Source organism: Rhodospirillaceae bacterium (genome assembly GCA_016722635.1).
Taxonomy (GTDB): domain Bacteria; phylum Pseudomonadota; class Alphaproteobacteria; order JAEUKQ01; family JAEUKQ01; genus JAEUKQ01.
The window spans coordinates 400,192-414,901 of the sequence record JADKIX010000003.1; the positions used below are offsets into that span (position 1 = coordinate 400,192).

A 14,710-nucleotide genomic window follows, 5' to 3' on the forward strand; every position below is an offset into this window, starting at 1 on the left:
TCGCTTATTCCATATAAGTTCAATTAGTTATTTGTTTTGCTTGATATTGACTGATCCGACGCTCAACTTCCGGCCTGAAATGCCGCATCAATCCCTGGATTGGCCAGGCAGCCGCGTCGCCCAAAGCGCAAATAGTATGTCCCTCGACCTGTTTGGTGACATCCAATAATAAATCAATTTCTGTAGTTTTGGCATTCCCGACCACTAACCGCTCCATCACTCGCCACATCCAACCCGTACCTTCGCGGCAGGGTGTACATTGGCCACAACTTTCATGCATATAAAAATGCGATAAGCGCGCAATTGCCGCGACTAAATCAGTTGATTTGTCCATCACGATGACAGCCGCCGTTCCCAACCCTGATTTTACCTCCCGCAAACTATCAAAATCCATCAAAACCGTATCACAAATAGACTTAGGAATGAGTGGCACGGAAGCACCACCCGGAATAACCGCCAATAAATTATCCCACCCCCCTCTCACCCCACCTGCATATTTTTCAATTAGCTCGCGCAACGGGATTCCCATTTGCTCTTCCACATTGCAGGGTTTGTTCACATGTCCGGAAATGGAGAAAATCTTGGTTCCGGTATTTTTGGGGCGGCCCAAACCGCTCCACCACGCTGCACCCCGGCGCAAAATGGTTGGGGCAACCGCAATCGTTTCAACATTGTTGATCGTGGTTGGGGAACCATAAAGACCCATGGCCGCCGGAAAAGGCGGTTTTAGGCGGGGCATACCCTTTTTGCCTTCTAAACTTTCAAGTAAGGCCGTTTCTTCCCCGCAAATGTAAGCCCCTGCCCCTCGATGCAAATAGATATTAAAATCAAAGCCACTGCCGCAAGCATTCTTGCCGATTAATCCGGCTTTATAAGCTTCATCAATGGCATATTGCACATGTTGTGCTTCTTGAAAAAACTCTCCCCGAATGTAGATGTAGCAGGTTTGGGCACCTATCGCAAAACTGGCCACCAAACAACCCTCCAGTAACAGATGAGGATCAAAACGTAAGATTTCCCGGTCTTTACAAGTACCCGGTTCCGATTCATCGGCATTTACCACCAAATAAGCGGATTTACCCTGTAAATCTTTGGGCATGAATGACCACTTCATTCCGGCAGAGAACCCAGCCCCGCCCCGTCCGCGCAGATCAGATTTCTTAATTTCATCAATAATATAATCCCGGCCTTTGGCTAAGAACTGTTGGGTATTGTCCCAAATACCTCTTTTCTTAGCGCCTTCCAAGCGCCAATCCTCGGCACCATATAGATTTTTAAAAACCCTGTCTTCGTTGCGCAACATATTTCAACCCTTATGAATTCTGATGACCAGGTTTTAAATTAAATAATGGGTCGGGCAAAGCCGTTTTTGAGTCATCTACCGCTAACGGGGCCGATCCTTGCCGGCCAATTTGGGAACCGATTTTCGGTTTTTGCCCAACTGCCAATTGATCCATCACTTTCATCAATGATTCCGGCGTTAGATCTTCATATAGATCATCGTTGATTTGCACAACCGGCGCATTGGCACAAGCCCCTAAACATTCAACCTCGTTCAGCGTAAAATTTCCATCCTTACTAGTTTGCCCTTTGGAAATCCCTAGTTTTTTCTGGCAGCTATTGGTTAATTCATCCGAACCCCTTAACCAGCAAGGCGTGGTACGACAAACTTGGATATGGAATTTACCAACCGATTTTAGGTTAAACATACTGTAAAAAGAAGCTACCTCATATACGCGCATCGGCGGCATATTTAAAATTTTCGCGACCGCTTCAATGGCTTCAGCTGGCAACCAGCCATCAGCCTGGCGTTGCGCCAAATCTAACAGCGGCAATACCGCGCTTGCCTGCCGGCCAGCGGGATATTTCTGGATAATTTTTTCAATCTTGCCCTTATGCTCGGCAGAAAATTCGAATTTTTTTGTTTCCATCATCCTTACTTCTTATCGATCAATTTCACCAAAAACGATATCCATCGAGCCTAAAATGGCTACCGCGTCCGCTAACATATGGCCTTTACTAACGAAATCCATCGCTTGCAAATGGGGAAAACCTGGCGCTCGGATTTTGCAGCGATACGGCTTATTGCTACCATCAGCAATGAGGTAAACGCCAAATTCACCCTTGGGCGCCTCAACTGCAGCATATGTTTCACCAGGCGGGACATGAAACCCTTCCGTATATAATTTAAAATGATGAATTAACGCCTCCATGGAACGTTTCATATCCGCCCGGCTGGGTGGAGCAATTTTCCGATTATCGCTTGTAACTGGACCGGTTGGCATTTGTTCAATACACTGATTAATGATCCTTAAAGACTGGTGCAGTTCAGCCATCCGCACCAAGTAACGATCATAACAATCCCCGTGCTTACCAATGGGGATATCAAACTCCATCCGGTCATATACCATATAAGGCTGGGATTTACGCAGATCCCAATCAACCCCTGACGCCCTTAACATCGGGCCTGTAAATCCCCAATTGATCGCATCAGCAGCACTGACAATCCCGATATCTACTAAGCGTTGCTTAAAAATACGGTTCTCATCCAACAAATTTTCCAGATCATGGATAAATTTAGGAAATTTCTTGGCCCAAGCGGCAATATCTTCCAGCAGCCCTTGCGGCAAATCCTGGTGGACACCGCCAGGGCGGTAGTAAGCCGCGTGCAAACGGGCCCCACTGACCCTTTCATAAAATTCCATTAAGATTTCCCGCTGCTCAAAACACCATAAAAGCGGGGTAACCGCCCCCACATCATTGGCATAAGCCGGGATGTTCATTAAGTGATTAAGGATGCGGGTAATTTCATCAAAAAGCACCCTGATATATTGGGCACGGATGGGTACCGATAACTTCAATAGCTTTTCGATCCCCAAAACGAACGCATGTTCTTGGCACATCGGCGATACATAATCCAAGCGATCAAAATAAGGGATTGCCTGTACATAGGTCTTGTGCTCGATCAGCTTTTCCGTTCCCCGATGCAGTAAACCAATATGGGGATCCAAACGCTGGACAATTTCCCCATCCATTTCCATAATCAACCGTAATACGCCATGCGCCGCTGGATGTTGCGGGCCGAAGTTCATCAGCAATGGGTTGCCCGTGATTTCCTTAACTACCCTTTTGGTTTCGCCTGGTTCGGGTTGCACTTTTGTCACGGCTTTGATCCTTTTGCTTTTTCATCACCCGGTAATTGCAATATCCCCTCCCAAGGGCTGATAAAATCAAAACGGCGGAATTCTTGAGCAAGTTTGACAGGTTCATACACGACTTTTTTCTGCACTTCATCGTACCGCACTTCAACGTAACCAGTTAACGGAAAGTCTTTGCGCAGCGGATGCCCTTCGAAACCGTAATCAGTCAATAACCGACGCATATCGGGGTTACCCTCGAAAGGTATGCCAAATAAATCCCATGTTTCCCGCTCATACCAACCCGCATTTGGGAATAGATCAACGATTGAAGGTGCAGGCTCGCCAACCGACAGCGGTAATTTCAAGCGGACGCGTATGTTGTTCCGTAAGCTCAACAGATGATAGACAACTTCAAAACGTTTCGGTCGCGACGGATGATCTACACCACATATATCAATCAATTGATCAAAAAGGCAGCTGGTATCTTGTTTTAAGAACATTAACAACTGTTTTATATTTACAGGCGAGCACGCTAAGGTTAGCTCATTCAACGGCCAGGTAATTTGAAGAAAATTCTCCGGAAATTGTTGCTGAACAGCTTTAGCCACCAATTGTAATCGCATTTGCTGATTTTCAAATAGGCTATTATTCATAGCAGCATGTTCCTATCATGAGCGGGCAATCGTGCCAGTGCGGCGAATTTTTCGCTGCAGCTGCAGGATGCCATATAATAAAGCCTCAGCGGTAGGCGGACAGCCTGGCACATAAATATCGACCGGGACAATCCGGTCACAACCACGTACCACAGAATAGGAATAATGGTAATACCCGCCCCCATTGGCACAAGAACCCATGGAGATTACCCAGCGCGGTTCTGCCATTTGGTCGTACACTTTACGTAAAGCTGGGGCCATTTTATTGGTTAAAGTACCGGCCACAATCATCACATCCGACTGGCGGGGGGACGCACGCGGAAAAATACCAAACCGGTCCAAATCATAGCGCGGCATATAGGCATGCATCATTTCTACGGCACAGCAAGCCAACCCAAAAGTCATCGGCCATAAGGAACCGGTACGCCCCCAATTAACCAATTTATCTAATTGCGCCACCACGAAACCCTTATCCGCCACATCGGCAGAAACCGCTTGCAATAGTTCGTCAGGCGTGGCTTTTTCCGGCAATTTCGCCGTTGCTGGCAATAATGATTCTATTCCCATTCCAAAGCCCCTTTCTTCCACTCGTAAATAAACCCGATGGTCAAAATACCCAGAAACATCATCATCGACCAAAAGCCGAAGGTGCCTATCGCACTTAATGAAATCGCCCAAGGAAAGAGGAAGGCCACCTCTAGATCAAAAATAATAAACAGGATTGAAACCAAATAAAACCGTACATCAAAAGGGCGACGCGCATCATCAAAAGGTTCAAATCCGCATTCGTAAGAGCTTAGTTTCTCGGCATCCGGCTTTTGCCAGGCCGCTATCAAGGACGCCGCAACCACAGCACCGGAAATAACAAAAGCGACCCCTAAGAAAACCACAACCGGTAAATATTGCCCTAACAATTCTTGCATATGCGAAAATACCTAAATGAAAAATAATCCTTCATGGTTATAGGGTATTCTATTATTTTTTCAACCAACAAAGTATCATGATTGCGGATTGGAGTCGCGTTTTTTATCGCTTCGTTTTGATCTTGCGATTATTTGCCACAAGCCTATCAACCCTAATATCACGCCGCCTATAATAAACGGGCGCAAGGCTAAATCAATCACTACGATATTGGTCGAGAATACAAGTAAAATTACCCCAATACTCACAGAAAAAAAGCCAAAAATTAACCATAGCATATAGAAGTTCTTTCAGATTTTACGGTTTCTAAACAGGTTGGTCGAGCTTCCCATTATCACCTTAAGAAAACAAATGGGCAAATTAAAAAATAAGCCTAAATAAACGAGCGAGTGGCTTGAATAACTTACATCAAAGAAAACCTGATCTGCAGCGGAAGGGGTATAGAAATTTTTGGTTATAACAAGCATTATTCTAAAAATATCCTGCAAATAGATAAGTTTTTTACCTCTTCCCTTTTCTTTGTATATTTTGCAGCGAAATACTTTTTAACTTACTCCCACTCCATAGTGGCCGGTGGTTTGGTTGAGATATCATAAACCACCCGCGATACGTCTGGCACTTCGTTGACAATCCGCGAAGAAATGTTTTGTAAAACATCATAAGGTAGTTTCGCCCAGGTTGAGGTCATGATTCCGTCTTATCGCTTCTAAAAATTATCAACAGACAGATCATGAGTTATCACCACATCTGTCAGGCTGCTTCCTATAATATCCACCCTTTTGCCGTTTAGCCGCAATGCCAGAGATATGGACTTCTCATTACTGGGATCAATGTAATTGACCAAACGGTTCCAACCGAGTTCGGTTTTTGCCCATTTCATGACAGCCTTAGCTGCTTCAAATGCGATGCCCCTTCCTTCTGCTTCAGGAACGACAAACCAGCCTAACTCGGGTTCAGGATATCCTTCGGGTTGATAAATACCAACCTCACCTAAAAAACGCCCACTACTCTTTTCATCTACCCCAAAGGGTCCAAAACCCTTCAGCAACCAACTAGCGACATCTGAAGACCAAATCCGCCATGCTTGCTCCCTACTCATAGGTCCATCTTCCCAACGTGACCTGTCGGATTCATAAAAGCGTGCAATATGCTCGAAATCTGGCAGTCTAGGAAGACGCAGGATTAAACGCTCGGTATGTAGAATAGGCACTTTATCCGCCCTATCTTTAAAGATCATAAGCTTTATTCCCACTCCATAGTGGCCGGTGGTTTGGTTGAGATATCATAAACCACCCGCGAAACATCAGGCACTTCGTTGACAATCCGCGAAGAAATGTTTTGTAAAACATCATAAGGTAGTTTCGCCCAGGTTGAGGTCATGATATCAAGCGATTCATAGGCCCTGATGGCCACAACTTCGGCAAATATCCCCTCATCACCCTTAACGGCGGTACTATGGGCACCGGTCATCACCGGGAAACATTGGAAAAGTCGATGATAAATATCAGCTTTTTGCAGTTCGTCGGCCAAAATTGAGTCTGCCAATTTGACTTGGTTTAACCTTTTTTCAGTAACCTCCCCACGGATACGCACGGCGTACCCAGGGCCTGGAAATGGGTGTTCCATCAGCACTTTATCAGGAATACCCAGAATTTTGCCGATTTCGCGCACTTCATCTTTATAATATTCCCGTACAGGCTCCAGCAATTGTAGTGATAATTTTTCTGGTAGACCGCCCACATTGTGATGCGATTTGATTTTTGAAGCCAATTTTGTACCCTGGGATTCAATGACATCAGAATAGATCGTACCCTGGGCCAAGAACTTGACCCCTGGATATTTCAGGGCTTCGCGCTCAAACAAATCAATATATAATTTGCCAATAATTTTCCTTTTCTGCTCGGGATCTGTAACATCCCGGAGCGAATCCAAAAACAATTTTTCCGCATGGATAATGGTGGCGTTTTTAAATAAAGAAACAACCCTTTCCTTAGTTCCTTGTCGCATGAGGCCGTTTTCAACGTAAAGAAGGTGAAGTTTAGAATGGATGGCCCGGTCAATTAAGGTTGCAACCACGGTTGAATCCACCCCCCCCGATATCGCACAGATAACCTCATGCCCCGCCACTTGCGTGCGGATTTTTTCAAGAATTGCCGGAACGTCAATATCCTTAGGTATGGCACTGCATCCAGCCACCTTGATGGCAAAAAACCGCAAGATATCAAACCCTTGCTCCGTATCATTTAATTCAGGGTGAAATTGGATGCCATAAAAACGTTTTTGCAGGTGGATAGCGGCCGCACAATCCACATTTTTGGTGGATCCAGCAATTGTAAAGCCCGCGGGGATCTGCTGAACCGAATCGCCGTGGGACATGATCACGCTGAAAGCGGTTTTCCCCAGGTGAAAGATGTTGTCAACAAACTGGATTTTTTCAGGGCCATATTCTTTCCGCTCCGAAACCACCTTGCCACCGAGTATTTTGGCCATTAATTGCCAACCGTAACAAATGCCAAGAATGGGGATTTTCAAATCAAAGATCTTGGGGGAGAGAGTGGGCGAATTCGTGCCGTTAACCGACGCTGGCCCCCCTGAAAAAATCAATCCCTTAGGTTTTAAAGTCGTTATTTTACTTAGCACATCATCCGGCGACGCATAAGCCACGGCCACCCCGAATTTTTTCAACCGTCGACCGATCATATGGGCGGTTTGCGAGCCGAAATCAACAATGACAATCATATGTTTTTCCAATCATGGGTTTTGAATAATGGAATGGGGATTTGATTCAGCCATTCCTGCCGACGTGATGGTTACGAATTGCGCCTTTTCTTGAAGCGCTTTGATATTAGCGGCCCCCAGATAGCCACAACCCGATCTTATGCCCCCCAAAATCTGATACAGCCAATCTTTCAAAGGCCCACGACTGGGAATCAAACCCTCCACCCCTTCTGGCACCAATTTTTGTTTCTCACCAACGGTATAATGTTGACCATAGCGCGCAGCGCTTCCCTGGACCATCGATTTGACCGAACCCATCCCCCGGTAGGATTTATAGGACACCTTATTATATTCAACCAATTCACCCACCGATTCATCCGTACCCGCGAGTAAGGAGCCCAGCATCACCGCAGAGGCCCCTGCCGCCAGCGCTTTCACAATATCACCACTATTGCGGATACCGCCATCGGCAATAATGGGGCGCTTATATTCACGGGCGGCCTTTGCACATTCAAAAATTGCCGACAATTGGGGAACACCCACACCGGAAACAATCCGGGTCGTGCAAATGGAGCCGGAGCCCATCCCAACCTTGACCACATCAGCCCCGGCCTCAAAAAGCGCCTTGGCCCCTTCATAGGTGGCAACATTTCCGGAAATCAGGCAAATAGCTGGGTAACGCTGTTTAATAAATTTCGTTGTTTCCATGATATTTTTGGTGTGCCCATGCGCCGAATCAATGCACATGACATGGGGCTTGAGTTGGGCCAGCGTTTCCACCCGGCTTTCAAAATCTGCCCCGAAACCGACCGCCACCCCAACCTTAACCTTGGCCTCAAGGGCAATTTTCAGTTGCCTCACCTGCTCGGCAATACTTAAATTGCGGTGCAAAACCCCTAAACCCCCCATTTTTCCTAAAGCAACCAACATATTGCTTTCGGTCAATGTGTCCATTGGGGCCGATAGAATAGGAATGTTTAAGGACAGCCCTTTGGCTAGTTCTGCAGACAAACTGACATCCAGGGGGGTGATGTCCGAATAAGCTGGCAGCAGCAAGACATCATCAAAAGTTAGGTAATGGGGTAAGGTTTTGAAATTTGGGTTAATCATGCTGCACCAAGCTTGCATAAGTGGCTGTTTGGTTCGCCTGCCGCAAATTCTCAAGATTTAAAATGTTTTTTTGATACGGGATGGTAGGTATTTTACATAGGGAAATCAGGTACATCTCGTGCCCCTCGCTGTTGATTGTCAACAAAAACCCTCAATCATCTTTTGCTTTAACCAGCATCATGACTAACCGGCTTAAAGCGTTTGGACGTTTATAAGGATAAAATGGCCTCTCGTCCAGCACAATCATTGATTGGCGGCAACAAGCCTGCCAGCAGCCAAGACTAAGACTTAATATCTTGATCAGCCCGAATGAATTTTTGAAAATATTGAAGGTTGGGGTTAGGCGATATCCGAAGCCTAAATAGGGTATCCCGCCTTGCGGCGGGAGGAACCCACGAATTTCTTCTTATTATAGCAACCATTTCCACACGGATAATCTATAAGAGAAACTATTTGAATAGTATAAACTTTATCTTTAAAGTCAATAGAACAAAACAGAAATAAGGGAGGAAAAATGAAAAAAATCTTAGGGCTCGACATAGGCATTGCCTCAGTTGGCTGGGCGATGACGGAAATTGATGAAGAGAAATTAGCACAAATTGACCCAGAAACAGGTGAAGTGACCTTACGGGGAAAAATAATTGGCTTAGGGGTCAGAACTTTCACCCAAGCGGAAAATCCTAAAGATGGGAAATCATTGGCGTTGCCCAGAAGAGAAAAGCGTTCCCAACGCCGCAGGTTAAGACGGCGGCGGCAACGCTTGGATCAATTAAAAGAATTATTTATTGGGCATCATTTGCTATCTGCCCAAGAAATTGATGAATTATTGAAACCGCAGGCATTCTTACAATCGCCCTGGCAATTGCGCGCTGAGGCCATAGACAGGTTGCTAACAAAAGAAGAATTATTTCGTGCCCTTTATCATTTAGCAAAATCCAGGGGTTATAAACCACAAAAAGGCGACATCAGCGATGAAAAAGCCCAAAAAGAAGATGGGGCTGTCAAAGAAGCCATTCGTCATAACAACCAATTACTTGAACTATCAGGTTTTGTAACATTCCCACAATTATTGGTTAGCAATAACCAACAACCTGATCCGGTTTTCCGGAACCGTGATGGTAGTTATATCAATTCCATCCCCCGCCCCATGATCCAACAAGAAGCACAGTTGATTTTAGAAAAGCAAGTGAATTTGGGTGCCAGCTATATTACCACTCAATTTATCACGAAATTTAACAACCTTGCTTTTACGCAACGATCAGCCATGGATCGCAAACAAATGGAAAAAATGATTGGCCATTGCATTTTTGAGAAAATCGAAAGGAAAGCCGCCAGAAATTCTTATTCCGCCGAATTATTTGTCTTACTGACAAAAATTGCGAATTTGAACCTTAGAACAATCGATAACCCAGAGAAAATTGAATTAACCCATGAGCAGAAAAATAAAATTCGCGAGCTTGCCTATCAACAAAAAACGGTTAGCTATAAAACTATCCGAAACTGTCTTGATTTGGAAAACCAACTCATTTTCAAAGGATTAAGCTATTCCAGCCAGAAAACTAAGGGTGGCAAAGAAAAAGACCCCGAAAGTGAAAAATTTATTGAATTAAAAGGGTATTATGAAATTAAAAAAGCCTATGAAGGATTTGGCACAGAAGAATTTCATTCTTTATTAAAGCACCCCGAAAAATTTGACCAAATTTGTGAAATTTTAACGACGACAAAAACCGAGGAAGAATCACTGGCCGAACTTAAACAGATTGTCCCTGCTGCCATCGCTGAAAAACTGAAAAACATCAGCTTCAGCAAATATATTCATCTCTCTTTAAAAGCCTTGTCCAAAATCAACCCTTATCTGCAGCAATGGCACAATTATGCCAAAGCCTGTGAACTAGCAGGTTATCGGCACTATGACCCTAATTCCGAAAGTGCAAAATTTGATTTCCTGCCTTCTTTTGAAGAGCTGCGGGATAAAGATATTGTTTTCGATGAAATTCGGAACCCGGTTGTCCACCGCGCCGTTTGCCAGGTGCGGAAAGTGGTCAACGCCATTATCCGCCAATATGGCCGCCCCGACCAAATTAACATTGAATTTACCCGTCATGCTAAAAATTCCTTTAAGAAAAGGCAAGAAATTCGAAAAGGGCAGGAAGAATATAAAGAAGAAAAAGAGCAAGCCAAGAAACAATGTGAAGCTATGGGCTTAAACTCGGATGAGGGCGACAATCTGCTGCGGTTAAGATTATGGCGTCAACAAGATGAGAAATGTGTCTATTCCGCTAAAGACATCCGCATTGCAGATTTACAGAACCCCCAAGCATTGGAAATTGACCATATCATTCCCTATAGCCGCAGCTTGGACGACAGCTTAAACAACAAAGTGCTGTGCCTTGTGCAAGAAAACCGGCAAAAAAGGAACCAAATACCTGCTGAATATTTTGGAATTGATACGCCAAAATGGGAAGATTTTAAACAGCGGATCACAGCCTCTGCCCTACCTAAACCTAAACGGGACAGGCTGCTGAAATTAAAAATTGAGGAAGAAGAAAAATTTATTGAACGAAATTTGCGCGACACATCCTATATCACGCGCTACACGGCGGATTATGTTCGGAATTTTTTGAGGTTAACTGACCGCAAGAATATCAAAAATACTGTGCAAACCCGTAATGGTTCCTTAACCGCCTTCCTTCGCCATCATTGGGGGTTTAACAAAAACCGGGAAGCTGGTGATCAACACCACGCCCTTGATGCGCTGGTTTGTGCGGTTTCCACCCAAGGGATGGTGCAATATCTTTCCCGCTATACCAGCCGGCTTGAGGAAAAAGGCAAGGAATGGCTGAAAAAATTTGCCTATCAATCCCATGTTCCGGTGCCGTGGGGCAATTGGGAAAGTTTCAGGGAGGAAGTCAAGGAACATTTAGAGAAAATTTTTGTATCGCGTGCACCACGCCGCAAGGCCAGTGGGCCAATTCATGATGAAACCATCCGTTCTACAAAAAAATTGCAATCGGATGGTGTTTCCGCCCTTCGTACTAAATTAGCTAATATTAAGGCTAAGAATGCCGACGATTTGGATAAACTTATTTTTGATACAGACCGTGGCTCCAACTCCGTTTACCAGGTACTGCTGGAGAGGCTTCAACAACATGGGTGGGATAGTAAAAAGGCTTTTGTCAATGATCTTCATATGCGACGGAGAGATGGCACCGACGGCCCCGTGATTAAAACCGTACGCCTCCAAAATACGCAAAAATCCGGTATGACTGTGCGGCAAGGAATTGCTGATAATGGTGATATGGCACGGGTGGATGTGTTTTGCAAAGACAAAAAATTCTATCTAGTACCCATTTACCTGAAAGATTTCACCCAAGGCATCTTACCCAACAAAGCGGCCACGGCAGGAAAAGAAGAAAATGACTGGCGGGTGATTGATGATACTTATCAGTTCATCTTTAGTTTATTCAAGGATGATCTAATTTTGGTTAAAAAGAAGAAAGAACCGGAGGTTTTTGGTTATTACACAGGTATGGATAGAGCTGCAGCCAGTATTAATTTTGATCAATACAACAGGGTAAAATCAGAACGAGGCTGGGGAGTTCAAAGCTTGGCAATATTTAAAAAATACCAAATTGATGTTTTAGGCAATTATCATGAGGTGAAGGGGGAAAAACGTCAGCCATTCGGTAAACCAAAGGTGGCCTGATGGGATGGCGTATTATCCATATTGGCAAGGACAGCCGCCTGAGTTTCAAAAATCATCAATTGCTGTATAAACCCGCCGATGGTTCGGAAGAAGTGACCATGCCGCTTGAGGATATTGCGGTGATCATTGCAGATAATGCGGAAATAACTTTTAGCAGTTTTCTGCTGCGGGAGTTGGCCAGTCATGGCATTGCCCTTTTCACTTGTGATGCCAGCCATATCCCCAATGGCCTGTTTTTACCCTTCCATCAGCACAGTCGCTATAGTGAGATATTGAATTATCAAATAGGCTGGAGCGAGCCTTTTAAAAAAAGGGTTTGGCAAAAAATTGTTGAGCAGAAAATTTACAATCAATTTACTGTCGTGAAGAAAGTAAAGGGTTATACCAACGCGCGATTACTCAAACTCTCCCAATCCGTCCTTTCTGGTGATCCCGATAATTGTGAGGCGCATGCCGCCCGTGAATATTGGGATTATTTATTCGCAAATTTCAGGCGCGGCCAGGAAGACATGAAAAATAAAGCCCTAAATTATGGCTATGCCATTTTACGCGGATGTGTGGCCAGAAACTTGGTTGCCAGTGGTTTTATACCGGCCCTGGGCGTGCATCATGCCAATAACCTGAATGCCTTCAATCTAGCGGATGATGTGATTGAGCCATTCCGGCCGTTTATTGATCAAATGGTATATACCGAATTCCAAGATTTGGAACGGCATGATTTAATACCTGCCGATAAACAAAAACTGATTGCCGTGTTAACAGAATTTTGTTCGTTCCATGAGGAAAAAATAACCGTTTTAAAGGCGATTGAGCGCACGGCGGAAACCTTGCAAAAAGCCACGCGTGAGAAAGACCCAACCGTGCTGTTGCTGCCAAGCTTTATTTAAATATCCTTCATTAATTTTTTGATTTTTTTTGAGGCTATCAATAATCCCATGAACCATAAGGAAGAGAAATTTATGCGGATCCTGCTGTTTTTTGATCTTCCCACCGAATCAAAATTTGAACGGAAATGTGCCAACCAATTCCGCAAATTTTTAATTAACGACGGGTATTTCATGGTGCAGTTATCGGTTTATTGCCGCATCTGCAAAGGGCAGGATACCGTGGATAAACATATCGGCAGGCTAAAAAACAATTTGCCCGCAAAAGGCAGTATCCGGGTGTTGGAAATTACCGATCAGCAATATGCACGCATTAAAATTTTAGTTGGGACGCTAAAAAAAGTGGAAAAAATAGGCAAAGAACAACTGGTTTTATTCTGATTTTTCTGGCACAAAAAAGCAAAAACCCCCTTATTTATTCGGGGGTTAATGCGTTGATATTATAGAGCATCCGTGTGGAAAAGGAAGCTATAACCATTCATAATTGTCGTCAATTCGCCCGCATCTATTATAGAGCATCCGTGTGGAAAAGGAAGCTATAACCCTATGAAAAATTATGAGCCTCAACGGTTATTATAGAGCATCCGTGTGGAAAAGGAAGCTATAACTTTAAATTATAAAGATTATAGAGCATCCGTGTGGAAAAGGAAGCTATAACTAAAGAATTATTTTGATCGAAATATATTATAGAGCATCCGTGTGGAAAAGGAAGCTATAACAGCCTGGATGATGTCCAGCAAGCCTTAAACATTATAGAGCATCCGTGTGGAAAAGGAAGCTATAACGTTTCTGATTTAACGGTGGCCGATTGCATTATAGAGCATCCGTGTGGAAAAGGAAGCTATAACCATCATGTATTATAGGATATCCCTATATTTATATTATAGAGCATCCGTGTGGAAAAGGAAGCTATAACAGTGGTTAACTTGTCATCAATAAACACTGCGGCAATTATAGAGCATCCGTGTGGAAAAGGAAGCTATAACTTAGGCAGATTTCATACATTATAGAGCATCCGTGTGGAAAGGAAGCTATAACGCGCAAATTAGCTTGGCCGATATTATAGAGCATCCGTGTGGAAAAGGAAGCTATAACTCAAATATCTTGGCAAACGCCGCTAATAGCAATTATAGAGCATCCGTGTGGAAAAGGAAGCTATAACGGCTGTTAAGAGCCGGAAAAACATTGTCGTATTATAGAGCATCCGTGTGGAAAAGGAAGCTATAACTTATAGCGAGACCAATGTTTGATTTTATATCCTAAAAGTTGTATAATTTCTTTGAGTTATTGAGCCATCCAGAAAAGGAATAACCCCTGACCTGCCCCCAAATTCTAATCCAGGAGAGAGTAGAGTGTTGCCGTGGTTATAGACGGTGGTGGTAAGACCATCAATGATTGATCAGGGGGCATGCCCCCTGATTGGTTTGCAGGGTTTGACGGATTTTATCGTTGAGGCTTTCGGTGTAGCTGTTTGGCTGCGGCTTGCCCGGCGCGATATAATGTTAGTCGATGCTTTGCGCTGACGCTCAGATCAGAACGGCCGCGCTGGTCAGTTCCGGCCCGTTGTCAGAGATAATC

At 44.3% G+C, this 14,710-nt stretch carries 13 protein-coding genes and 1 CRISPR repeat array; of the genes, 3 read left to right on the plus strand and 10 right to left on the minus strand.

The genetic code is table 11. From position 1 onward, the window contains the following. Positions 1-19: 19 nt before the first annotated feature. The 10 genes from nuoF to IPP67_02215 form a co-directional block, all read right to left on the minus strand. Positions 20-1,303: an NADH-quinone oxidoreductase subunit NuoF gene (nuoF, locus tag IPP67_02170; protein MBL0338006.1), complete on the minus strand. Its 1,284-nt coding sequence runs from the start codon at positions 1,301-1,303 to the stop codon at positions 20-22. Between the two features lie 10 nt (positions 1,304-1,313). Continuing rightward, positions 1,314-1,934, minus strand: coding sequence for an NADH-quinone oxidoreductase subunit NuoE (gene nuoE / locus IPP67_02175; protein MBL0338007.1), 621 nt, complete (start codon positions 1,932-1,934; stop codon positions 1,314-1,316). A gap of 9 nt (positions 1,935-1,943) precedes the next feature. Next, on the minus strand, positions 1,944-3,092 hold the full coding sequence (locus IPP67_02180) for an NADH-quinone oxidoreductase subunit D (protein MBL0338008.1): 1,149 nt from the start codon (positions 3,090-3,092) through the stop codon (positions 1,944-1,946). A gap of 68 nt (positions 3,093-3,160) precedes the next feature. Next, on the minus strand, positions 3,161-3,763 hold the full coding sequence (locus IPP67_02185; GenBank protein ID MBL0338009.1) for an NADH-quinone oxidoreductase subunit C: 603 nt from the start codon (positions 3,761-3,763) through the stop codon (positions 3,161-3,163). Between the two features lie 45 nt (positions 3,764-3,808). Next, positions 3,809-4,360, minus strand: coding sequence for an NADH-quinone oxidoreductase subunit B (locus IPP67_02190; GenBank protein ID MBL0338010.1), 552 nt, complete (start codon positions 4,358-4,360; stop codon positions 3,809-3,811). Beyond that, a complete protein-coding gene (locus tag IPP67_02195; GenBank protein MBL0338011.1) occupies positions 4,351-4,716 on the minus strand; it encodes an NADH-quinone oxidoreductase subunit A in 366 nt (121 codons plus the stop codon). Before IPP67_02195 ends, IPP67_02190 begins: the two co-directional genes overlap by 10 nt. 548 nt (positions 4,717-5,264) lie before the next feature. After that, a complete protein-coding gene (locus IPP67_02200; GenBank protein MBL0338012.1) occupies positions 5,265-5,402 on the minus strand; it encodes a hypothetical protein in 138 nt (45 codons plus the stop codon). An 18-nt stretch (positions 5,403-5,420) separates the two neighbouring features. After that, entirely contained in the window at positions 5,421-5,951 is a 531-nt protein-coding gene (locus IPP67_02205) for a GNAT family N-acetyltransferase (protein MBL0338013.1), read from the minus strand. Between the two features lie 5 nt (positions 5,952-5,956). After that, on the minus strand, positions 5,957-7,453 hold the full coding sequence (gene guaA / locus IPP67_02210) for a glutamine-hydrolyzing GMP synthase (protein MBL0338014.1): 1,497 nt from the start codon (positions 7,451-7,453) through the stop codon (positions 5,957-5,959). Positions 7,454-7,465: 12 nt separating this feature from the next. Next, positions 7,466-8,542, minus strand: a complete 1,077-nt coding sequence (locus tag IPP67_02215; protein MBL0338015.1) for an IMP dehydrogenase — start codon at positions 8,540-8,542, stop codon at positions 7,466-7,468. 514 nt (positions 8,543-9,056) lie between these two features. On the opposite strand from IPP67_02215, the gene cas9 reads away from it, so the two are divergent. From cas9 to cas2, 3 genes are all read left to right on the plus strand, one after another. Next, positions 9,057-12,248 (plus strand): type II CRISPR RNA-guided endonuclease Cas9, encoded by a 3,192-nt coding sequence (gene cas9, locus IPP67_02220; protein MBL0338016.1) that lies wholly within the window; start codon positions 9,057-9,059, stop codon positions 12,246-12,248. Then, on the plus strand, positions 12,248-13,135 hold the full coding sequence (cas1, locus tag IPP67_02225; GenBank protein ID MBL0338017.1) for a type II CRISPR-associated endonuclease Cas1: 888 nt from the start codon (positions 12,248-12,250) through the stop codon (positions 13,133-13,135). Before cas9 ends, cas1 begins: the two co-directional genes overlap by 1 nt. A 72-nt stretch (positions 13,136-13,207) precedes the next feature. Then, entirely contained in the window at positions 13,208-13,513 is a 306-nt protein-coding gene (gene cas2, locus IPP67_02230) for a CRISPR-associated endonuclease Cas2 (GenBank protein MBL0338018.1), read from the plus strand. A gap of 243 nt (positions 13,514-13,756) precedes the next feature. After that, a CRISPR array of direct repeats spans positions 13,757-14,361; the repeat unit is 34 nt; unit sequence TATAGAGCATCCGTGTGGAAAAGGAAGCTATAAC. The last annotated feature ends 349 nt before the right edge of the window (positions 14,362-14,710 follow it).